The 23,261-nt window shown below is 59.2% G+C and carries 14 protein-coding genes; 6 read left to right on the plus strand and 8 right to left on the minus strand.

What is annotated here, in order from left to right; genetic code table 11:
• Positions 1-516 precede the first annotated feature (516 nt).
• The 6 genes from EDF61_RS17040 to EDF61_RS17065 form a co-directional block, all read right to left on the minus strand.
• Positions 517-819 carry a hypothetical protein gene (locus EDF61_RS17040; protein ID WP_133834923.1) on the minus strand — a complete coding sequence of 101 codons (303 nt, stop codon included), beginning with the start codon at positions 817-819 and terminating at the stop codon, positions 517-519.
• A 119-nt stretch (positions 820-938) separates the two neighbouring features.
• On the minus strand, positions 939-1,592 hold the full coding sequence (locus EDF61_RS17045; RefSeq protein WP_133834924.1) for a TetR/AcrR family transcriptional regulator: 654 nt from the start codon (positions 1,590-1,592) through the stop codon (positions 939-941).
• On the minus strand, positions 1,589-4,063 hold the full coding sequence (locus EDF61_RS17050; protein WP_133834925.1) for a beta-glucosidase family protein: 2,475 nt from the start codon (positions 4,061-4,063) through the stop codon (positions 1,589-1,591). The genes EDF61_RS17045 and EDF61_RS17050 overlap by 4 nt, the downstream gene beginning before the upstream one ends.
• Positions 4,060-5,196, minus strand: coding sequence for an LLM class flavin-dependent oxidoreductase (locus tag EDF61_RS17055; protein WP_133834926.1), 1,137 nt, complete (start codon positions 5,194-5,196; stop codon positions 4,060-4,062). The genes EDF61_RS17050 and EDF61_RS17055 overlap by 4 nt, the downstream gene beginning before the upstream one ends.
• A 52-nt stretch (positions 5,197-5,248) precedes the next feature.
• A complete protein-coding gene (locus EDF61_RS17060) occupies positions 5,249-6,226 on the minus strand; it encodes a LysR family transcriptional regulator (RefSeq protein WP_133834927.1) in 978 nt (325 codons plus the stop codon).
• A 121-nt stretch (positions 6,227-6,347) separates the two neighbouring features.
• Complete coding sequence (locus tag EDF61_RS17065; protein WP_133834928.1) at positions 6,348-7,553, minus strand: flavin reductase; 1,206 nt, start codon at positions 7,551-7,553, stop codon at positions 6,348-6,350.
• A 177-nt stretch (positions 7,554-7,730) separates the two neighbouring features.
• Between EDF61_RS17065 and EDF61_RS17070 the strand changes: the two genes are divergently transcribed.
• Positions 7,731-9,380 (plus strand): MDR family MFS transporter, encoded by a 1,650-nt coding sequence (locus EDF61_RS17070; protein WP_133834929.1) that lies wholly within the window; start codon positions 7,731-7,733, stop codon positions 9,378-9,380.
• 43 nt (positions 9,381-9,423) lie between these two features.
• Here EDF61_RS17070 and EDF61_RS17075 read toward each other — a convergent pair whose 3' ends face one another.
• Positions 9,424-12,810: a glycosyl hydrolase gene (locus EDF61_RS17075; protein WP_133834930.1), complete on the minus strand. Its 3,387-nt coding sequence runs from the start codon at positions 12,808-12,810 to the stop codon at positions 9,424-9,426.
• A gap of 118 nt (positions 12,811-12,928) precedes the next feature.
• Between EDF61_RS17075 and EDF61_RS17080 the strand changes: the two genes are divergently transcribed.
• The 3 genes from EDF61_RS17080 to EDF61_RS17090 all read left to right on the plus strand — a co-directional run bounded on the left by EDF61_RS17080 (position 12,929) and on the right by EDF61_RS17090 (position 17,939).
• A complete protein-coding gene (locus EDF61_RS17080) occupies positions 12,929-15,271 on the plus strand; it encodes a glycoside hydrolase family 3 N-terminal domain-containing protein (RefSeq protein WP_286172324.1) in 2,343 nt (780 codons plus the stop codon).
• A 59-nt stretch (positions 15,272-15,330) separates the two neighbouring features.
• On the plus strand, positions 15,331-16,965 hold the full coding sequence (locus tag EDF61_RS17085; protein WP_133834931.1) for a DUF5597 domain-containing protein: 1,635 nt from the start codon (positions 15,331-15,333) through the stop codon (positions 16,963-16,965).
• 98 nt (positions 16,966-17,063) lie between these two features.
• Complete coding sequence (locus tag EDF61_RS17090) at positions 17,064-17,939, plus strand: alpha/beta hydrolase (protein WP_133834932.1); 876 nt, start codon at positions 17,064-17,066, stop codon at positions 17,937-17,939.
• Between the two features lie 66 nt (positions 17,940-18,005).
• On the opposite strand, the gene EDF61_RS17095 is transcribed toward EDF61_RS17090, so the two are convergent.
• Positions 18,006-20,210 (minus strand): cytochrome P450/oxidoreductase, encoded by a 2,205-nt coding sequence (locus EDF61_RS17095; RefSeq protein WP_133834933.1) that lies wholly within the window; start codon positions 20,208-20,210, stop codon positions 18,006-18,008.
• 739 nt (positions 20,211-20,949) lie between these two features.
• On the opposite strand from EDF61_RS17095, the gene EDF61_RS17100 reads away from it, so the two are divergent.
• A complete protein-coding gene (locus tag EDF61_RS17100; protein WP_166650867.1) occupies positions 20,950-22,245 on the plus strand; it encodes an ABC transporter substrate-binding protein in 1,296 nt (431 codons plus the stop codon).
• A 67-nt stretch (positions 22,246-22,312) separates the two neighbouring features.
• A complete protein-coding gene (locus EDF61_RS17105) occupies positions 22,313-23,260 on the plus strand; it encodes a carbohydrate ABC transporter permease (RefSeq protein WP_286172325.1) in 948 nt (315 codons plus the stop codon).
• Position 23,261 lies beyond the last annotated feature (1 nt).

A 23,261-nucleotide genomic window follows, 5' to 3' on the forward strand; every position in this document is an offset into this window, starting at 1 on the left:
GGAGAATGACCCCGATCCAATTCGAGGCTACAATGATCGAGTCTGTCGCTCTGGCAGCGTAAACCTTGGTGTCAACCAAACCTTCAGCAGACCCGCCATAGCAGATGAAGACGGAAGACCCTTGTTCCCGTTTATCAGTGGCGTCCGGGTTTAGTTGAGGCAGACAGTATAAAAATCCTGAGAAGGCGCATGGATCCGGGCACAAACGTTCTCTAACTTCTTATACCCAGCTAGATCTTCAGGATCTTCACGACAGTCCCGTTCCCCAGAGTGATGGGGGTGATGGCCGTTAGCGTTTTCTGAATTGCCCGAATCCCTTACGGACACCATTTACGTCGTCGCCTGTGACACCGACATCGGCATCCCATTCACGTAGGGGGTGGATCGCTACGTCGTGCGTGAGCGCACTGAAGCCCCTGTGGGTTGATCCGGGCGTTCATGAGGTGCAGGGAATACACCGACTGATTCCGGCTCCAGGCCTTTCAAGCAGTTTTGGAAAACCTCAGGCAACTGGGTTCAGAATGTTTCGACGTGAGCCCGAACATGGCTTCCATCGGGAGTCAACCAGCCCTTTCCGGCGGCATAGACCAGCATGTTGGCGAATCGATAATTCCAGCCTATGCCGATTCGTCCGGCGCACTCGCTTTTAATCCAGTCAACCGAGACCAGCACGTCCGAGGCATCGAGCTTGCCGGCTGCCGCGGATTCGAGAAGTTCCTGCAGGTCATCTTTTATTTCTTCCGGCAGCAAGACCTTGAAGGTGGTGCAGTCGTCGGGTTCGTCAAGCGCTACGGATCCGGGGCTAACGCGCACGTGCACGGGATATCCTTTCAATCAACAGGGGGTTCATCTTTGATTCCCACTATGCCGAAAGCAGTGGACTGTCCGGAAGACGATCTTTAGGATAGCAGGTATGGCTATTGCTTATGTCGTAAAAATCATGCGTTTGCGGCGTCCTGCAGACACGACATGAGGTAGGAGGCCACCATTCCTGCGAGCTTCTCGGAGATCTCCGGCCAGTCCAAAGTCCCGCTGCCTTCCATAGTGCTGCCGAGGCCCAATCTGCGTGCAACGACGCTGTAGACCACGTTGAAGCACCAGCCGATTTCAGCCTGGCCGAGAAAACCGCCTGGCCAGGTGCTTAATACTTTGGCAAAGTGCGAGGCAAGGGCGGCATGGGATGCCGCGCCTCGCTGCGAAATGGTTTCGTCCTGGGTAGCGCGGAGCATGAAGGGACGGAGGATGTCCGCGTACCGGCGAAGGACCTCGATGATCAGGTCAATGGCTTCCCGGGCCACGGCTTCCAGCGTAACTTCAAGTCGCGTGGGTCGGGGTTCAAAAAGACGCTCCGACACGGCGTCAATGTCATCCATTTTTCTGCCGTGGGCGATCCGAAGGAGCTCATCTTTGCCTTGGAACCGTGCGTAGATGGAGCCGATGGATACGCCGGAACGTGCGCTGACATCTGCCAGCGTGAATTCGTCGGTTCCCCGCTCCTGAAGCAAGGTCAGGGCCGCCTCTAGCGCTTTTTCAAACGACTGGCGGCTCCTGGCTTGCTTCGGCTCGCGGGACTTGGTGTTCGGAAGCGTCACAACGAGATCCTACAGAGGATTCCTTCGTCTGCTGCGTTCCTTGACGCCCTTAGTTCCCATTCCCCGGAGGGAACCCGCCAATCGGACACCGCGGCGTTCCAGCGCCGGAAGCTGAGCGGGTCCACGGCAATACTTGCCTTGGCAGTCGCTCCGGCAGCTACTTGGACAGCCGCGAAGCCCATGAGTCGGAACCCTGCCTCTCCGGCGGGTTTGCCGTAGACCTGGACAAGCTCGCGTCCGGCCGAGGCACCAGAATTTCGCACAGTGACTTCGATCGAAACCCCTTCGACTCCATCTGCCGGGGCAGAACGTTGCACCCCTTGCAGTGCTGCCTGTGCCTCTACCAGCGTGAACTTTGTATAGGTCATCCCGTACCCGAAGGGATACCGAGGTGCCCGGACTGCTTCTTGGAAGTACCGGTAGCCCATCGGTTCGCTGGCTGCGTAGTCCAAGGTGAGCCGCTCATCCAGGGTGTGACCCCAGCCCGGGATGTCCTCATCCCGTGTTGGAAAGGACACTGGAAGTCGTCCAGATGGTGCGATGTTTCCGGTCAAGACAGACGTTAGGGCCCGCCCAAATTCCTGCCCGGGGAACCATACCATCAGCAGGGCCTTTACCTTGTCCGCCCACGGCATAAGCACGGCACGGGACGCGTTCACCACCACGATAGTTTCAGTGTTGACGGCAACCACGGCGTCCACAAGTCGGTCACAGGCGGGGTCGAGCGCCGCGGTCTTCCGGTCTGCACTTTCTCGCGAGGACCCTTGCTCATCACCCACCACCACAATGACGGCGTCCGCGCAGGCTGCGATGGCTACCGCGGCGGTCAGGGGATCAGACGGTTGCTGGAGGGCTGCTACGGCCGTAATGGCCTGGACCCTGCCAGGTTGGAAGTCCATTTCTACCACCACCTCCACCTCACCTGCGGGCAGATCAAGGGTGATCTGCTGGGTTTCGGCTCGTGCCACAACGCCCATCACGTCGTCCGGCGCTGGCGGCGGTACCTCCAAGATGCGTCTGCCATCAACTGCAAGCGAGACTACGCCCGTGCCGCCCGCGCCCAGTGCCCACCGCGCTGGAGCATCAATCTGCAGGTGGGCTGTAACGCGGACACGCCCGGGTGCGTCGGCACCTATACCGGGGACGGGACCAAACCAGACGAATGAAGACGCCTGCCTGACTTCGCTGTATAGAACTTCGTCCACGGCCTCATCGCTGGGCTGGGAGAGTACCTCCAACAACACCCCGGGGGTGCCATCCGGCGCGGTGCTGCCGATGTCCGTAAGAGCTTGGGCCGATGAGGGTGTGGCGCCCGGCTCGAACAGTACCTCCACCTCCGGACCGAAAGCTTCGCGGATGGCGTCAAGCGGTGTCACCATTTCACCCTCTGGCCGGACGGTGGCGAAGGTTCCTCCTTGAAAGCACGGTTTCACTGCGTTCAGACCGACGACAGCCACTGTCTTGATCCGCACCGGATCCAGCGGCAGGACGTTATCCCTGTTCTCCAACAGCACAAATGAGGCCGCGGCCGCGCGGATGAGTGTGTCGCGTTGCTCCTCGGAAGTGCGGAGGAGGGCAGGCGCAGGAAGTGGTCTGCCGCTCCGCCGGCCAGTTCTGTCAGCAAGCCGGGTGAGCCGTTCTACGGCGTCATGCAGCCGCGCCTCGGGAACCTCACCGGCCGTGACAGCATCGGCAAAGTGCACACCCAAATACCGGGCCGGACCGGGCATCTCCAGGTCTAATCCGGCATTGGCTGCTCCAACAGTGTCGTCCACGCCAAACCAGTCAGACACCACAACACCGTCGTAATTCCAATCATTTTTGAGGATGCCGATTAGCTCTGAATGTTGCGCGCAATGCTTGCCGTTGACACGGTTGTACGCCATCAGGAGCATCCACGGGTTTGTCGAACGCACGGCAGTCTCGAAGGGCCGGAGATATGTTTCGCGTAGGGTTGCCGGCTCAACCTGGGAGTTCATCCTACGCCGTTCCGTTTCAGTGTCATTGGCCACTACATGCTTGGCGCAAGACCCTACGCCTTGGGACTGAACCCCCTTGATCCATGAGGCACCGAGCACTCCTGTGAGGAAAGGGTCCTCAGAGAACATTTCGAAAGTGCGGCCCGAGAGCGGGGACCGTGGCAGGTTTAGGTTCGGGCCTAGGACCACGGAAACGTCGCGTTCGCGGGCCTGCTGGCCTATCAATTGGCCCACTTCCGAGACAAGTTCCGGGTCCCAGGTGGCAGCCAGCGCGGTACCTGACGGCATGATGAGAGAAGTGTCCCGTTCATCCATGGCTTTGCTGACGAGGCCCAATGGACCATCCAGTAGCACCATCTCCTCGACGCCTGTTTCCTTGCTCGCGGTAGTGCTCCAGCCGTTAAGGCCGCCCGTGAGTTCAGCTCCCGCGAGGTCGGGATCAGTTTTTGCTATTTGGTCCCCATCAATGCTCATCGAGGAGTCCGTTGTCACTGGGCTGCGACCTTCTCCGCCTCATCGGCAGCTTCGGAAGAACGCAGCAGTGGAAGGACGCGCTCGGAGAAGAGACGCATGGACTGCTCCGTGAAGCGGCGGCGTTCTTCCGTAAGGGGCCCACCCATCAGGGCCAGGAGGACGTTGCCGATGCCTAGGTCAGCGTATTTTTGGAGTTCGGCGGCCACCGTTTCGGGGCTGCCGTACAGGCACCAAGTGCCTTTGTAGCCTTCAGTTCGGGCATCAGGAGCGGGGCGGAGGTTCACTCCACTGATGGATTCAGCTGCCTTGTTGGCGGCGTGTTCACGTTCCACGGCCTGCTGATACTGCTCCAGGATAATTTCAAGTTCAGCCTCTGCTTGTTCGTCCGTTTCTGCGATGTGGACGTGCTGGTAGGAATGGGTAGTCCATTCCAGTGCCGACCTGACCGCTTCCGGTGAGTGGCCAGCTGCTTCCAAGGCGTTGCGGTAGTTGGAGAAGTTCTTCTTAACTTCCTCGTAGGCGTTGCCACTATCGATGACCGGCGGTGTGAAGGCCAAGATGAACGCTGGTTGGGCCTTCTTCGCGGCACGTTCGACGCTGGAGGGTCGAGAAGCTACCGACATCACGCGCGGTTCTGGTTTGGTGTACGGTGCTGGAACGATCCGTGACACCACGGCACCGCGGTAGTGGCCATTGTCGAACGTGACGGGTTCATCTTCGGGCTGCTTGGCCCACAGCTTCTCGGCGATCTCAAGGTTTTCGTTGGCCAGACGAGAGCTGTCTTGGATGTTTACCCCAAAACCGATCATTTCCTCCGGAGTGGTGCCGCTCCCCACACCTACCAGAAGCTTGCCGTCTGTCAATTGGTCCAGCAGGGCTAGCCGCTCGGCGAAACGGACGGGATGGTGCAGGGCGAGGGTTTGGACCGAAAAGCCAAAGTGCAAGCGCTTTAGTTTGCCGGCAAGGTAGGCGGCAAAGATGAACGGGTCGCTGGCAGGCGGAGCGTAGCCCGTGAAGTGGTGGTCAGGAAGGAAGACGGCGTCGAAGCCCTTCTGCTCGGCATCAACGGCATGCTCCACCATGGCCTTCATGACCGGACGGTCCTCTTCGGGACTCCCGGAGCGGGAAGTGAGGAATAATGAAAAATGCATGGAAACTCCTGAATTTATTTGTCGAAAAAATGTGTTTGCTGGTGTTGCTAGGTCATGTGCGGTCTGGGTGCTTGTTCTCATGGGTTGTGAGCAGGGGTCTTTGGGGTGAAACGGGTTCGAGTTGGGTGGCAGCCTTGACAACGAGTCGTCTAAACCACTGGTGTCCCGGATCTTCGGACTTCGAAGGATGCCACCAGGCGCACTCCACCAGGGTTGGGAGGCTGATGGGCAACTGCATAATGCGCACGCCTGCCACCGATAAAAGCATGCGTGCAAGTCGTTCTTGCACCAAAGCCAGCCTTGCTGTGCCCGCAACCGCGAAGGGCAGCATCAAGAAGCTGTCCACAATGATGTCCGTGTTTTCGCCCAACTGAAGGTCATAAACCCTGCGGTCTGCGAGGGTTGAATCGACCTCGGCCCCAAAGAGCCGCGCCCACCGCGCATCCCGCATCTCCTCGACGGTCAAGGTCCGCTCCGGTGAACTCGATCCTGTGACGCACACCCAGTTGTCCGTGAACAGTTCCGTGTGGGGGTATCCGGAGAAATGGCCCTTAGGTATGAGCATCAGATCTGCATTCTGCAGCGTCTCCTTAATACGTTCCACCGCCAAGGGAGTGACTGCATCAAAGTGGACTTGCACTCCTGGTGCCTCTTCCTGAAGCATGGCCATTAGTTTCCCCGACAGGGCCGTGAGGCAATAGTCGGAGGTGATAACCCGGAAACTCCGGGTGGACGAGGCGGGATCGAAGATGGCCTGGGCATCGAAAGTGCGTTCCACCATCCGGAGGATCTCCCCCACGTCTTCTTTGAGTACCTGTGCCAGTGGAGTGAGCTCATAAGCCGATCCCACCCGAGTCAGCAACGCGTCACCGAACTGCCGACGAAGCCTTTGCAGCGAAGAGCTCATGGCTGGCTGGCTGATCCCAATTCTGGCCCCGGCGCGGGTGACGTTCCGCTCGATGAGCAGGGCGTCAAGCGCCACGAGCAAGTTAAGGTCCGCTGTCAGCAGATTGACCATGTTCTTCTCCACGTTGAGGGGTATGAAAGTTTCCGGCAAGTCACCGTCAAAAAATTAGAATTAGAATACTGATACTAATTGTCATCCAAATCACACCCGGGGTCAATGCCAGTCATGGACAGGGACCAAAAAATCATCGCGGAATCAGACCCCCGATCCCTTCAGTGATGGCCAGGGCAGCTGCCAACAGGCGGTCCCGGCAATCTGCCAGACGTGCACTGGACTCAGAGCCGGAGAACCCATTAAGGGTCAACGTGACGGCCACCTGCCCGTCCGCATCGAAGACTGGGGCGTGCAGAGAAGTCACTCCGGCCGGGTCATCGATCGACACGGGCCCAGATGACGCCGTGCGTTCCAGGAGCTTGGGGAGTACACCGCTGAGGTCCGGAGCTGCGGTATCACTGGGCACAACGACCAGGCGTTCAAACTCGGCCGCAGCCGCTGCCCCTGCCGAAACCGCGTACCCGATTTCGCGGACTTGTTGCAGTTCAGCATGCGCAACTGCTGGATCAACATGGCCGACGACATTGCGGGCATTGGTGATCCAGCGGGACTCCGCAGCCTCACCGGCCCAGGCGACATGCAGAGGAGCAAGAGGAGCTGCCAAACCAAAGGAAACACCCACCCGCGAAGGTGATCCGCTGGGGGAACTGGCCACGCCCGCTGCGGTCAAAACAACAACGGAGTTATCGACGACCCCGCTTACCAGGACTTCGAGCTTGAGCTCCTCGGCGAGAGCCTCAATTTTGGGTCGGGCCGCATCTGCTGCCTTGACGTGTCGAGTGAGGGCTGTCGCAGGCGAAACGATCGACGGCATGGTGAATGAGCCATAGCCTCCCCGGAGGAAGAGCAGCGGAAGTTCTTTTGAGGCCCCGACACCCAAGGCCTTGACCCGTCCGATGACAATGTCGTGGTCTCCAGCGCGGATCACATCCTCAATGTCACAGTCGATCCATGCTGATGCTCCCTCAAGCCTGGGGCTGCCGGAGGGTGTGTCGCCCCACTGGTTGGCGCTAAATCGGTCATCCGCTTTCCGTGAGAAAGCCTGACAGACATCCTGCTGGCCGGCGGTCAACACATTGGCGCAAAAGGAACCCGCTGTTTGGATCTTGGGCCAACTGGTGGAACGGACATCCGGCATGAACGCCACTAGAGGCGGATCCAGGGAAACTGAGCTAAAGGTGCCAACAACCATGCCCGCAGGCTCGGCGTTGTCGGGCGCCGCGGTGATGAGCGTGACGCCGGTGGGGTATTGGCCTAGGACGTACCGGAACCAGGCGGCGTTGTCAGGACCGGTCTCTTGGGATTCCGCAGTTGAAGCAGGGATGATCTGTGCCATTGGGAGCTCTCCTCTTCGTTGAGTTTTCATCCAGTAAACGTGTCAAACGGGAGCTACGGAAATTGTTCCAAGGTATGCAAGCTATCGGGAATTCGGATGCCGCATGCCAGCCTCCCGCGAAGCCTTCGATGATAAGTTCATCAGGACGCTGGGGCTTCATGGAGCCCGTCGGCCGGGGTGAACATTCCCCCGGACGCGCACTTGGCTGGCGTCGAGCCAATTCCACTGGCTAACCAGAACGAGGTTGCGGTGCGCCGTTCAAACTTGTCCCAACCCACAAATGCCCACGTCGAAACAGTTGATTCAACTCCGGACGCATCTCCATTGGAGATACCGGGCAACGGTCAAACGCCAGCATCCGGAGTCCGGATCGCTCGGGTCTATGCCGCCCTGCTCATCATCGTCTTACTGGGAGCCTTAGACCACACGATCGTGGCAACAGCATTACCGACGATCGTGGGAGAGTTGGACGGTGCCCAACACATGGCCTGGGTCATAACCGCCTATACCTTAGCCATGACCGTGGCACTACCCGTCTACGGTCGACTGGGCGACCGATACGGCCGACCCGCCCTGATGATGGTCGCCCTGGTGATCTTCCTCGGAGCTTCTGTGCTGTGCGGATTCGCACAGGACATGTTCCAACTCTCGCTGTTCCGCGGCATTCAGGGGCTCGGCGGGGCAGGAATGGCAGTCCTTCCCGGCGCCATCATCGCCGATCTCGTACCCCCGCGGCAACGCCCCAAATATCTTGGTCCCCTTGGCTCAGTCTTCGGAATTGCGACAGTGGTCAGCCCACTGGTGGGTGGTGCCATCACGGACACTGTCGGCTGGCGCTGGGTTTTTTGGGTCAACCTGCCCATCGGTTTGCTGGCGTTGGTGATGGCATTCTCGTTGCGTCGTATGAAGCCCATTCGTGGTTCAGGTGGAATGGACTGGCTGGGCACCGTACTCATGATCATTTTCACCTGTGCCTTGGTAGGGCTGGTTTCACTGTCCACAGCACCAGGTACCGCAACCGAAGTACTGTGGGGCTTAGGCGTCATAACGGCAGTGTCGGGCGTCCTGTTTGTAATGGTGGAGATCCGCTCTAAAAATGCCCTGATACCGATGCATATGTTCCGGAGCTGGCCTGTAGTCAACGCCGCCGGGTTGGGGCTGGTCATCGGCGCCGGTTTGTTCAGCATTGTGGCCTACCTGCCGAGCTATGTGCAGATGGTTTATTCGACGTCGGCTTCGGTGGCGGGCCTCATTTTGTTGCCACTGGTCTTGGGCATGATGGTGTCCAGCAACCTGAGCGGATGGCTCGTCACCCGCACGGGAAGGTACAAAATATTTCCTCTTGCCGGTTCAGCCCTTGCCACTGCTGTTGCAATATGTCTTACCTTCCTTAGTCCGGAAACACCTTTGCCCGTGGTGGGGACCCTGATAGCCCTGTTGGGCTTTGCCGTTGGCAGCTTCATGCAGCTCACGGTGGTAGTCGCCCAGAACGCCATGCCGCATTCGGTCGTGGGCGGGGTTACAGCCTCACTGGGTTACCTGCGGGAACTCGGCGTCACGGTAGGAACGGCGGTTTTTGGTGGGCTCTTCGCCACCCTACTAGCGCAGGCCGCGACCAACAACAGCCTAGGTTTACCGGCGTCGACCATTACGGATCCCCACACAGTGCAGCAGCTCTCTGCGGCCCTCCAGCTCGGGGTGTCGGACATTTATGTAGGTGCGTTTCTGCCTATTTTCACGGTGCTTGCCTGCATCTTCGGCATTGGTGTATTGCTTTCCGTTTTTATGCCGGAGCAGCGCCTTTCGGAATCAACGCCCTCCAAATAGGAAAAATCAGAAGCAATTGTGGAACCAGATACTCATTCCAGCTTCATAGTGTTGATGGCATGTGAGGCTCGCTTCGTATGAACTCCAGCCTTACGGGCCCGTGGAGTCCCGCGGGCAGAACATCGGCGTCCGGGACAAGGATCGTACTGCCTGGACGCCCGTGTTCACCGTCTGTGGCATCGCCAACCAGCCTGTTCCACCACGAATTGGTCACCGCGATCTGCAACTCATTAGCACCCTCGCGGACGGCATTCGTAATGTCGATCCGAAATGGCCGCGTCCAGAGAATGCCCAAGTTTTGTCCGTTCAATCGGATTTCCGCGAGGTCGCTGACTTCTCCGAGGTTCAGAACCAGACAGGTATTCTGTTCGGTTTCAGCCCGGGTTCGGTGAAACGTGTGCCTGTAGGTTGCCGTTCCCGAGAAGTACTTCACCTCCCGAGAATGATGCGCTGCCCCCGGTCCACTCCATGGCCGCGGCATATCAAAGGTGAGTGGCTGAATTGACTGGCTGTCACCGTCGAACGTGACATCCCAACGCCCTCCAAGTTGCACTTCTGCCGCGGTCTCCTGTCCTGCGTTGGCCTCAAGCTGCGTCATGCAGTCAGGCATCTTCGCGACAGCGTGGTGCAGGAAAACGAACGTCGAACCAAATGGTTCCAGTTGAAGGTCGACAATGGTCCGGTCAGTATCGAAGCGCAGTTCAACGGCAGAGCGAGAGACCTGAACAGGATCCCACAGCTCTGCGGAAGCTGCCTTTCCCCTGAAGGAGGCCCGGATCTTCTCCGGTCGGTCAAGTTGATTGCTCACGAAGTACAAATCGCCCTCTTGAACGCGGCGGTGGATGACCGGCATTGTGGCACCCTTAGCAGCACCCATCACCCAGCCCGGAGAAAGGTTGATCCGAGCCAACGCTTCTATAACACCCTCGGAATCCGGCAATCCTGACAGATCGAGCAGACCGTGCCGTTGCTGATTCCAGAGGCGGTCGACGGCGGCGGCCCACTCTTGCTTATCGTCGCCTTGGCTCGGCGATCCCGTGGGTGGCCGGCCGGCAACTGTTGCTCCTGCATCGAGTAGCTCTGTGAGGCGTTGGACCGCGGCCAGGGTCATGCGGTGGCTGGAACCGCCCAAGTAGAGCAGCCGGTAGCTCACGCCGCCGGTGCTGAGAAGACTGCCGTCTTGAGTAACGGTGACGTGGTTAAGCAAGCCATCGAGGTTGATAAAATCGAAACCGTAACCGCTGGGAATTTCTGGAGCTGAATCTCCGAAGACGCCAGTCACTGGCGCTTCCTCTCCGTAGAAGTAGGCGATATCAGCCGCGTGGTTGCCCTGCCGAAGCAGATGGCTGCAGCGGGCCAAATAGTCGATCCAGGGCCGCGCAGCGTGGGCCCACGTCTCGTTCCGAGTAAAGGACTGGCCCAGGTACGGCGAGAGTGTCACCCCAGGCTTCGGGGCAGCTTCTGGCTGATGAGGCGAAGCATGGACGCTGACCAGGTTCACTCCCAATGCGAATCCCATGTCCGCCACCGGTTTGAGTTTCCTAGGCGTGAACATATGTGGCTTTCCAAAGGCACTCATGGATTCGGCACCGACAGTGGCCTTTCCATAGACGTTGGCCACAGAGGCGGCCCCCTGAACGTCGGCGACATAGGTGGGCGCGGGGCCTGCTTCCGGTTCATAGCACCACATGGCACCCATCGGAATATCGGCATGCGATCGCATCTCCAGGTCATCGCCCAGTTGTGGCCGGTGGTCTTCCAGGGCCTCGGCGTAATACCTCATACCTCGCGCTCCGGCTATCTTGGCGATCGTCCCATAATGCTTCTCAGCCAAAAGCTCCGCAATGGTCCTGCGGAAATCCCAAAGGAACGCGTCGCTGCGTTGCGCACCGCCAACCACGACTCCGCTGACTGCGGGCAGCCACGGTAGCAGGTCATAACCGCGGCGGGCGCGGAACTCCTCCCGCATTGCCGCAGTCCAGTTCTGCGGCCCGGACTCGATACTGTCGCTCAGCAGAGCAGTCACGCCCTTCGCGCCGACCAGCCCTTTTCCCAGTGCTTCGTCGAAGAAGCCTAAGTAGTGCTCGAAATATTCGGTGACGAGGCCGGCGTCGAGCTTGTCCACTTCAAGGCCTGTCGCATCCACAGGCGCGGGGCCGTTTAGGTGCCCCGTCAGGGAGTAGCCCATCCGGAGTACAGTCCAGTCCCCTTCCTGCGGTGCCCAATCAAGTGTTCCGTCGGGACGGAGGTGTTCCGTGACGTCCATGACCTCCTCAGGTTGGATTGCTGCCGCTGCCTCCGACGGACTGCCGTCGTCGATGGCGTAGAAGTCCGGGACGGGGGCGTAGCCTGCCTTCTCCTCTGCGCGCGAGATGCGTGGCCCGGTAAAGAGTTGTATTCCTGAAACCTCAAAAAGAGGTGTGGGAGCCTGTTTGGGAGAGAATTGAAGTGGCTTCACACCGGGCGCCACTGGGATGCTTGAGCCGGTTTGCGCCTTGAGACAGAGCCTAAAGTAGCTCGCGGTCACAGCCGGGAAGGTCGCCGAGCGAACGGGGGACGCCGAAGCCGGGAGGTCGATGACAGACCTGAAACTCTCCCCGTCATCGCTGGCTTCCAGCCGGGCATGGTGAGCAGGAGACGCCCCGAAACCATGTTGGGCGGGTAACCCAATCCGCACCGATGCAACTGTGGTGGGTTGGTCGAACTCCAGCTGGAACCAGCCCGTGCCGGAATCAATGCAGCTTGTTTCGCCGTCCGCAAACAGTTCTGCTGCGGGCCAGAACCGGCCGTCGGTCAGTGCATCTAGGCCGCGCCCGCCGGTTACAGGGCCGCTGGCGGTGAGTCGGGCGGGATTCCGTGGCAGGTGACCATCCCGGAGTGGGAAGGCCAACACAGCAACGTCCTGATAATGCTCCGGCACGTCGACTGGAGCTCGTCGGACAGCCGCGAAAGGTATGTCTTGGAAGGGTCCGGATGTCGAGGGCGGGGTCGGCAGCGTAATCGGTCCAGACGATGTTGCGGCGACAGTGGAAGTACTCCACACAAGCTTCTTCATCCCGGCGGCGGGCCTCACCCACGGCCCACCTGTCGCGCTCCACCCTGCCGACGTCGCGATGGCCAGCTCAAGCCCCAGTCTCTCGGCGGTGGCGGTGGCGCATCGCATTGCTGACTGCCACGCCGGTGAGCGGAACGCGACCGGTTCGGCAGTATATGCAGGGATTCCCATCGAGCCTGTGAAAATTTGTACACCTCCCACACCGGATGCGCCAAGCCATTCAAGGTCCTTGACGATCCCCGCTTCGTCGATGTTGCCATCCATCCAATGCCACCACACCCTGGGTCGGGCCCCGGCCGGCGGATCCACAAACTCCTCGAAGAGTCGGACATTTTCAATCGATCCGGCGCGGGCAGAGGAGAGCTTGTCTGACATGACGATTCCTTGAGGCAGGGGGGTACGGCACCGTGACCGCGGGCCTGAATTCAGCCTAGGACCTTGGCGTCACCCCGGGGAGCAAAACAACCATGCAGAGAGAAGATGGTGAGCATAGATGAAAGCTATTTCCATGAAGCATTCCTCCTGCCCTATCGTGAATGACAAAAGCCGGCTTCGAAGATTCATTCCGCGCGTGGAGGAAAAGAAGCAAGGCCATTCACTGACCCCACCAACTGAGGAGCAACACGTGACCAACCGTACCGTCGGACGTGATCTGCGGAACGCTACGGCTGAGGCATCCGTCGAAGAACTCCTTGCCGCCATGACGTGGGAGCAAAAGCTCGCCCAACTCCAGATCGCTTTCCGCCCCCGACTCGAGGATGCCAAGGACCTCGCACGGGGTGGAATTGGCGCGGTCTTCTGGCCGCGCAGCGCTGAGGCCACGAATGAACTTCAACGGACCGCCCGTGAGGAGACGCCTCATGGGATCCCGCTCCTGGTCGGGCTGGACGTAGTACATGGCCAACGGACCACTTTCCCAGTTCCCCTTGCGCAGGCCGCAAGCTTCGACCCCGCCGTAGCTGAAACCGACGCCCGTATCTCAGCAAAAGAGGCAGCGTCAGGCGGCGTGAACTGGACGTTCTCCCCGATGGTCGACGTATCACGCGATCCCAGGTGGGGCCGAGTGGTGGAAGGCTTCGGCGAGGACGTCCATGTCAACGGCGTCTTCGGCGCCGCGAAGGTCCGCGGGTACCAGGGTGAATCCCTTGCCGACGAGGGCTCCATTTTGGCGTGTGTCAAGCATTTTGTGGCCTATGGCCAGGCCGAAGGGGGCCGCGACTACAACACCGTTGATGTGTCCGTCCAACGCCTTCGCAACGTCTACCTGGAACCCTTCCGTGCCGCGGTCAAAGCCGGTGCCGCCACGGTCATGGCAGCCTTCAACACGGTGTCGGGTCGGCCCGCTCACGCAAATCGGCTGCTCTTGACGGACCTCCTGAAAGAGGAGTGGGGGTTTGGTGGGGTGGTGGTAGGTGACGCGGACGGAGTCGTTAACCTGATCGACCATGGCGTGGCCGCCCATCTAGGGGATGCATTGCAGCAGTCCTATGCCGCCGGTTTGGACGTCGAAATGGGCGGCAATGCCGTCAGCGCCGAGGGGGATGCTTTGCTGTCCCCCGATGACTTTGATTCCGATCGGATCGACGATGCAGTCCGCAGAGTCCTGAGGCTAAAACACGCGCTTGGGCTTTTTGGGGATCCATACAAGAAGACCGCGCTGGAAATTACGGCCCCCTCTGAGGAAACCCGACTGGCTGCCCGGCAGGCAGCCGAAAAATGCCTCGTCCTCCTGAAAAACGACGGCGGCGTCCTTCCTCTAGGTCCAACAGTCCGCCGGGTGTTGCTCGTTGGACCTTACGCCGCGAGCACTGACCACCTTGGTGCCTGGGTTCAGTCTTTTGCTGAGCCCGCAGCTGCCCTCGCAGACGCTATCCAGATTGAATGCCCCCAGTGGTCGCTGACGGTGAAGGAGGGCAGCGGATTTTTTAACGGGAACCCGGCGCTCCTGGCCGACGCGGTCGCATCGGCGAAGCAGCATGATGTCGTCCTGATTGCCGTGGGCGAACCCTCGTCCCTGACCGGGGAGGCCAGTTCGCGAAGTGACCTCAGATTGCCGGAGTGTCAGGAAGAGCTGATCAAGGCAATCGCCGGAACCAGTCAGCCGTTCGCGGTTGTCATGTTCAATGGCCGCCCGCTCGTGACCAGTGCGTGGATCGATTCGGCTCCGTCCGTCCTTGAAGCATGGCACCTCGGGCTGGAAGGGCCCGCCGCGGTCGCACGGGCCCTGAGTGGAGCAGTGAATCCAGGCGGCAAGCTGCCCATGACCTTCCCCCGGTCCACCGGCCAGGTTCCCATCTATTACGACCACGAGAACACTGGCCGCCCAGCCACCGTCTCTGCACGCATTGAAGAAGCGGACATGGATGTTGCTCTCATGGGTCCCGGCAACACAGACGATCGCTTCACCTCCAAGTACCGCGATCTGGCGCTGGGGCCGCAGTTCACCTTCGGCCACGGGCTGAGCTACACGTCTTTTAGATACGGTGAGCTTTGGGTAGAAGCGAAGGATTTGGCGCTGGAGGCGTTGCGTGACGGCCAAGTGTTCCGCATTAAGATCCCACTGTTCAACACCGGAGACTGCTTTGGCGATGAGGTGACTCTTGTTTTCATCCGTGACCGGGTGGCATCGCTTGCCCAACCCGTGCGGAGGCTCCGTGCATTTACCAGGACGTCCTTGCGTGCTGGCCAGTCTGAGGTTCTGAGCTTCGATGTGGGGTGGTCCGACCTGGGTTTCTGGGACAACGAGGGTCTTTACGTCGTGGAACCGGGCGAATTTGAACTTCATATCGGTGGCGGCCTCGAAGGCGATGCCCACTCGATGCTGCGGGTGACCTGAGCACAACCCTTCATCATGAATCAGTTGAACAACGTACTCAAGCCTGAGGAAAGAACGTCATGAACAACATTCCACGTCTCGAACGCCAGCAAGGTCACGCCCGACTTCTGGTCGATGACCGGCCTTATCTTTGCTTGGGTGGAGAGCTGCACAACTCAAGTTCGTCTGATAGGGAGTACATGAGGGACGTCTGGGACAAAGTATCCAATTCGGGCGTCAACACTGTGATCGCCCCGGTGGCGTGGGACCAGGTGGAGCCGGTTGAAGGTACCTTCGATTTCTCCATCGTTGACGGACTTCTCGAAGATGCCCGTTCGGCTGGCCTGCGGCTGGTACTGATTTGGTTTGGCGCCTTCAAGAACGCTTCGTCCACCTACGCACCGACGTGGATCCGGGCCGACCGCGAACGCTTCCCCCGCGCTGACCGGGGCTCTGATCCCATGGAGACGCCGTTCTCCTACAAAGGGTCAATGTCACGGCCCACACTTTCAGTCTTTTCCCGTGAGCTCTTCGAAGCGGACAAGGCTGCCTATTGCGGCTTGCTAAGTCATCTCGTCAAAATAGACAAGAACCGCACGGTGATCCTGATCCAGATTGAAAACGAGGTTGGTTTGCTCGGTGCAGGAAGAGATCAGAGCCCATTGGCCGAGGCGGCTTGGAACTCCCCGCTGCCGAAGGAGCTACGTAAACAACTGGCAAACGACCCTGCTTCTTTTGATGCCTCAGTAGCTGGAGTGCTCCAGTTGGCCGTCGATGAGGAAAAGAGTTGGGCCGAGCACTTCGGTGACGGCAACCCGGTAGCTGACGAGGTCTTCATGGCGTGGGCTTTTGCCTCCTATGTCGGGGGATTGGCCACTGCTGGCAAGGAAATCCTGGCCTTGCCGGCTTACACCAACGCGTGGCTTGGTCCGCAGGACGGCCAAGATGTCCCTGGTCTCTATCCGAGTGGGGGTCCCACGGCTAAGATGCTGCCGGTCTGGCGGGCCGCGGCACCAGCGATCGACTTCCTGGCCCCGGACATCTATGTTCCTAATTCTGCGGAAGTGATGGCACAGTATGCGTCCGCTGATAACCCCCTCTTCATCCCAGAAGCAAAATTCCGCGCAGGTGACGTCTTTCTGGCGGTAGGCCGGTTCAACGGTTTTGGATATCACGTCTTCGGTTTGGAGGACGGCCGCGAAGGCAGCCAGTTCGGTGAGGCGTGTAAAGCCTTGCTCGCCCTCACCGATGACATCGTCGATGCCCAGCGTGACGGCAGGATATTTGGCTTCGCACTGGAACAGGACGAGGCCGCTGTCACGGCCACTTTGGCTGGGACTTCTGTCACCATCCGCAACGCCGCGAAGCTATATAGCGCCATGCTCCTGGACGCCGGTGTAGTCCTTCCACCGCCCCCGGAACTGCCGGGGGAAACAGTTGGAGCGGCTCACGGGAACACACCCGGCGACGGGCGTCCGTTCGGACTCATCATCGCGATGGGCCCCCTGGACTATCTCATCGTTGGCCAGGGAGCCATCTTGGATTTCCACAAGGAGGGATCGGAACTCGAACTTGACTCGGTCCGTGAGCTGCGGCTGACACAGGAGGGCTGGCAGGAGGGCCGCTTCCTGAATGGCGACGAGAGGCTTCAGGTTCTGCAGGGAGACAAAATCAGTGCCGCCCGGATCCGGCTCCTGGAAGCCGTCAAGAACTAACAAAGGAATGCTCTGTGCCTTTTCACCCTGAGATTGTCTCCAGGCTGGAACTACTGGGTGGAATCCCATCCATTGCGGAAGCTCTTTCGGACCCGGCAATGCGTCGTCAGCTGGAAGCCTTCGATTCCTATCCCGACGCTGCACAACCCCCTGACGTGGTCACCGAAGAACGCAATATACCCGGCCCGCACGGCCCCGTCCCTGTGCGGATATATTTTCCTGCCGCTACTGCCTTGCGTGGCAGACCGGGGTTCGTTTGGATGCACGGCGGCGCTTTCCGGTTCGGCGACCTTGATATGAAGGAAGCCGACTGGACGGCCAGGGAACTAGTTCACAAAGCTGGCGCAGTAGTGATGAGCGTTGACTACAGGCTCGCCGTGGAAGGCGTGAACTATCCTGTCCCGTTAGACGACGTTGTGGCTGCGATTCAATGGGTACGGGAAAATTCCGCAGACCTGGGCATCTCGTCGATTTCAATAGGCGGGGCGAGTGCAGGCGCGAATCTTGCCGCTGGGGCAGCCCTACGCCTCCGCGACGCGGATAACTGGAAGTGCGAGCATTTGGTTCTGGCGTATCCCTCCATGCACGTTGATCTTCCGGACCCTTCGAAGTCCCTAGAGCTCGCACTGGCGGAGATGCTACCAGCCATGCGGCTGACGCCGGGGATGTTCCGCTCAATGAGAGAAAACTATCTGGGTGCGCTGAGTTCCAATCCACCCAGCTACGCAATGCCGGGTCTGGCCGACCTGCGCGGGCTGCCGCCGACGTTGGTCCTGAATGCTGAATACGACGATCTCCGGGCGTCCGGCGAGGCATTCAGCGCCGCGCTGGCAGGAGCCGGCCTAGACGTTGAGCAGGTCCTAGTGAGAGGAATGCTCCACGGATTCCTCAACCTGTCCACGTCGTTTGAGCCGGTGGACGATGCCCTCGAACGCATCGCGGACCGCCTTCGGGCCTTGGACCACACTTCATAATCACAGCTCAAAACACCAAAGGGGTGGGCGTCACAGCAGAGGTGGCACCCACCCCCTTTGATGTTTCTAGAGATCCAGTACCAAGCTTCGGCCGCGGCACCGAGAGACACACGTCATCATGGTCTGGTTGGCGAGCCGTTCCTCAAGGCTGAGGACGGAGTCGCGGTGCTCCGGGACTCCGTCAAGGACTCGCACCTCACAGGTTCCACAGGTACCTTCTCGGCAGGTTGAGAGTATGTTGGCACCTTCCCTGTTGAGGACATCAAGCACGCTCTCGTCATCTTCCACCGTCAGTGTTTTCCCGCTTCGGCCGAGCGTGACATCGATGCGGCGGTTGGGCTGGTGCTCCAGCTTTCTGGCTGTAAAGCGTTCCACAACAAGCTTGAAGTCTGCCTCGTGCCTGTTTGCGGAGTCCTCCAGGCCAGCCAAGAGTTCATCCGGGCCGCACGCGTACACGTAGGCTTCCTCAGCCGGTAGCTTCTGCCAGATCTCGTCGAGGTTATAACGGCCGCGCTCGATGCTTGGCCAGACGTAGATGTTTGACGGGTAGCTCCTAACGAGGTCCTCCACGTACGGCATGCGTTTCCGGTCTCGGCCAAGGAAGAGCAAGCGCCAAGGAGTGCCACTCCGCTCAGCTTCGTCAATCATCGGCAGCAACGGGGTAATCCCGATTCCCCCGGCAACGAACAGCAGGAACTGTGCCGGTTTAAGCCGGAAATGGTTGCGCGGTCCCCGGATACTCAACCCGTCTCCTACGCTGACCTGCTCATGGATCAACTTCGAGCCACCACGCCCCCTGTCCTCCTTCAAAACGGCAATCCGCAGCTCAGATTCCCCAGACTGTCCGCACAGTGAATACTGCCTCAAGGAGCCATCCGGGAGTTCAAGGTCCACGTGGGCCCCAGGCTCCCAGTCCAGCGGTCCGGAAGCCTGCGTCTCCAGCGTCAGTTCGACGACGTCTGCCGTCACGAGTCGGCGGGACTTGACAGTGACGGGGATCCCCGCGGCCGAAACGCGATCGACGACGGCGGCCTGGGTCCGTTCCGTGACGGAAACCGGCTTCCATTCGAGCGGCAGGTCTACCATGCCCCGCCCCTCAGACACGACCGTGTACTCGAGTTCTTCGTAGGGAGCACCGAGACGCAGGTCCGGGAGGCGATCGTGAAGGACCGCCAATTCGATCCTCAGAAGCAGCCGGGCCAGAGGTGCGCCGAGGCATGCGTGGATTCCCTGCCCGAAACCCAAGTGCGGCACGGCCCAGTTGCGGTTAAAGTCGATGTCATCCGGGTTGCCGAACTTGGTCGCGTCACGCGATCCCGCGGCATACGTGAGGAAGACCGTTTCTCCCGCCTTCAGCTCTGTTCCGCCAAGAGTGACATCCCGGGTAACCAGCCTTTTCATGCCCGTAATCGCGGACTCGTACCGGAAGATCTCCTCAAGCGCCTCAGCCCTCGAATCATCGTCCCTCTGCGCTCCTGCATAGCGTTCCGGGTCGGCCAAGAGATGCGACAGTCCCATACAGATCAGGTTTGACGAGGTTTCGTGCCCGGCAAGCATGAGGCCCGGGAACATCGACAACATCTCAAAGTCCGTCATCTCCACGGCTCCTGAATCGCGCTCATTCCAGATGTGGCTGATCAGGTCATCTCTTCGGTCATGTTTGCGTTCTTCCATGACTTCCAGAATGTAGTCGTGCAAATCAAGGAGGAGCTTTGCCTTCTCATCCGGGGTGCCCGGATGGTAGATGTCGCGGGGGCCCATGAAGAAGCCTAGTGCCGCGCCAATCCATTCGGACCTGTCAGAGTCGAGCCCAACCACGTGAGCAATCACTTTCAGCGGCAGGGGCAACGCGAAGGAAAGCTTCAACTTTGTGTGGCCGTCCGCGACAAAGTCATCAACCAAAAGGTTGGCCTGCTCCCGGATCCAGCTCTCATATCTGGCCAGCTTTCTCGGCATAAAGAATGTGTTGACGCTAGCGCGCAGGCGGTCGTGGTCCGGATTGTCCAAACCCAGCAAAGTTCCCCTGCTGGGAACCTTGCCCTCGAGTTGTTCGCGCCATGGAGAAGGCACAGTCCCGACAGCGGGCTGCGAGGAGAAGGTTGCAGGGTCGTGCAGGGCCTGGATAATCTCGTCGTATCGTGTTACGACGCGGCTTTCGAACGTGTCCGAAAAAGGAGCTTCTGCAAGGGTCCGCGCTTCTGCGAGGTCTCGGAAGAGCCGCTGGGGGTTGAGGAAGGGGCAACCGCTCTGCAGGGGCTGGGAAACAGTCATTGGATCTCCAACAGGAAAGAGGTCCCGCCGGAGGTACTCAGGCGGGACGAAACAGGGGGTACGTTCTCGTCTGCTTGCCCGGTACTCGTTGGCACCGAGGGGGATTATTCACGTGACCTGTTTGCCACGAACCCTCACCCCACCTGAATGACATCAAGCATACGGCCTAAGCATTGGATGGCGGAGGCGCACGGTATCGCAAAAATTTATACGTCCTATAATCAAATCTGTCTTGGCCTTTGCCCCGTGAATCTGAACTTAGTCCCAGACCAGACCGTCTGCTCCCGTGAGAGCGACAGAGCCGATACGGAAAAACTCGATCTGAACAAAAGTCCACTTCTGCCACCGTCGAAGCTGTGAGTTTTCGGCCAGCCTTCGCCACCTGGGATCGAGACCAATCCGGTCTATACCGTTCTGTCGGTTTTTTTGCCTGCCGTTTAGGGGTCCAACAGCACCATTAAGAACCACGGGTCCCTATTCGTTCATAGCCGTTGTAGATGGCGCATCTAAACCAACTCATTGCTTGAACTCGCTCACGAACCCAAAGGTTCCGGGCGAATGAGACCACCATCACTTCCATGAATGGACGCCATATGCAAAGTCGCATGGACGGGACGAAAGAACTTAGGTCTACTGGAATCTGTAAGAGGCGAGTGGTCTTGAACCCAATCGCCGAAGCCAAGAGGACTTTGTGCTTCCGTGAGGTTGCCCCTCGACAAAGATGTCTGAAAGGTCACCTGTGTCATATTTCTCCAATTCCCGCAGGGGATGGTTAACAATCGCGGCCACTGCCGCTGTAGGTTCGCTCGCTCTGTCCGGATGCTCTGGTGCAACTTCCACTACATCGCCGGGAGAGGAACCGCAGACGATCAAGTTTTCGTTTTCGACCACCAACCCCACCGACACTTTTTTGCAGGACACGGCAGCTGCTTTTGAAAAAGCCAATCCCGGCACCAAGATTGAGCTGATCAAGTTGCCGGCTGACACTGAGCCACAGACCGTCACCACCCAGCTGCAGGGTGGAAATGCCGCAGACGTCATGAACATCCGTTCTGGGCAAGGCCAGAACGCTGCCATGACCGGCTTCGCCAAAGCAGGCCTCCTCCTCGAGCTCAACGACAAGGAATTCAGCGAACGGTTACCGGAAAGCATCGAAAAACTTTTCAAATACGAGGACAAAGTCTATGCCGTCCCTCTCTCATCAATGCCTACGGGTCTCATCTTCAATGAGGCTAAGGCCAAGGAACTCGGCATCACACTGAACGCCGAGTCCTCCTTTGACGACGTCCTGGACCAATGCAAAGTAGCCCGTGACAAAGGCGTCTCCCTGGCCGCAATCGCAGGGACCGTACCCCCAAACACCGGCATCATGGCCATGACATTGGCAGTCTCCAGCGTTTACGGACCCAACCCGGAATGGAATGCTGACCGCGCCGCAGGAAAAACTACCTTCGCAGATGAGAAAGGCTGGCAGCAGGCCCTCGACGGTGCGAAGCAAATGTTCGACGCAGGATGCTTCCAGGATGGCGCGGCTGGCGCCGGCTTCGACACCCTCATCGGTTCCATGGGTCAGGGGAACGCCCTCGGCTTCTTCGCCCCGGCCGGTGCAACCAAGAGTATTGCTGACAGCTCCAAGGGCGCTGTAAACCCAGTTATCATTTCCATGCCCGCACCGGGCGTATCAGAAACGTATCTGGGAACAACCGCTGAGCTTGCCCTCGCAGGGAATGCCAAGACCAAAAGCCCCAAGCTGGTCAAGAAGTTCCTCAAGTTCTTCACAGAAAAAGAAGGTGCTGAAATGATCGCCAAGGGTCAGGGCACACTTCCTGTCAACCTTGGAGACTACCCTCTTCCAGCCAGCTATGAACCGATATCGGAGCTATACAAGGCCGACAAGGTTCGCACCCTTGGACAGACTGACTGGCCCTCCGCCAAGGTGTACGACACTCTCGGTAAAGGCGTTACGGCCATGATTACGGGACAGAAATCAACCGAGGATGTCCTGAAGGAAATGGACTCTGCCTGGGGCAAATAACGGACCCGGTGCCGGCCAGCCGGTCGGCACTGATCCTTCCCTCCAGCAACACTCAAGGAAAATAACAGTGACTATTACCGATGGACGAACAGTCCCGCCTGGGACTGACAAAGAGCAACAAAAACCGGAAGCATCACGGCGACCCTCCGGCGTCGGCTTCGGCCGTTGGTGGTGGGCACTGCCTGCTGTGGCCCTTACCCTCGTTGTCACGTACATGTCGACGGCGTTCGGAGCCTTCTTCGCTTTCACGGACTGGACAGGGCTGGGTGATTTCAACTTTGTCGGCCTTGACAACTTCATCCAGGTGTTTCAGGATCCCGCCCTGCTAGGTTCCGTTCGCAACACCTTGTTTCTAGCAGGAGGCTTCATTGTTTTCACAAACATTCTGGGACTCCTGTTTGCCTTAGCCCTGAACCGGACGCTCAAGACACGCTACCTGCTGCGGGCGCTGATTTTCATGCCGGTAGTGCTCAGCTCTGTGGCTGTCTCCTTCATCTGGAAGTTCATCTTTGCCTTTGACGGTCCTCTGAACCAGCTTCTGGGGGCTGTCGGGCTCGGTCAGTTTAAGCAGGACTGGCTGGCAAACCCCACACTGGCACTCTGGTGCATCTTGGCCGTCATGGTGTGGCAGAGTATCGGGTTCGTCATGGTGATCTATTTGGCGGGCCTGGCCACGGTTCCTGTGGAATTGGAAGAGGCGGCAGCTCTCGACGGAGCCGGCATGTGGCAGAGGTTCCGGAGCATCACGCTGCCCACCATACAACCCTCTCTCGCTATAGCGACTGTACTCACCTTGATTCAGGGGCTTTCTGTTTTCGATCAGGTCCTCACTCTCACCGGAGGCGGCCCAGGGGATGCGACCCAGACGTTGGCCACACAAATCTACACCCAGACGTTCCTGTATGGCGCGTTCGGATTGGGGGCTGCAGCCGCGCTCGTCCTCACGGTCTTCATCCTGATCCTCGCAATCATCCAGCAATTCATTGTGCGCGATCGCGCCAACATTGGAGACTAGA

It is taken from the genome of Arthrobacter sp. JUb115, assembly GCF_004365035.1.
Classification (GTDB): Bacteria; Actinomycetota; Actinomycetes; order Actinomycetales; family Micrococcaceae; genus Glutamicibacter.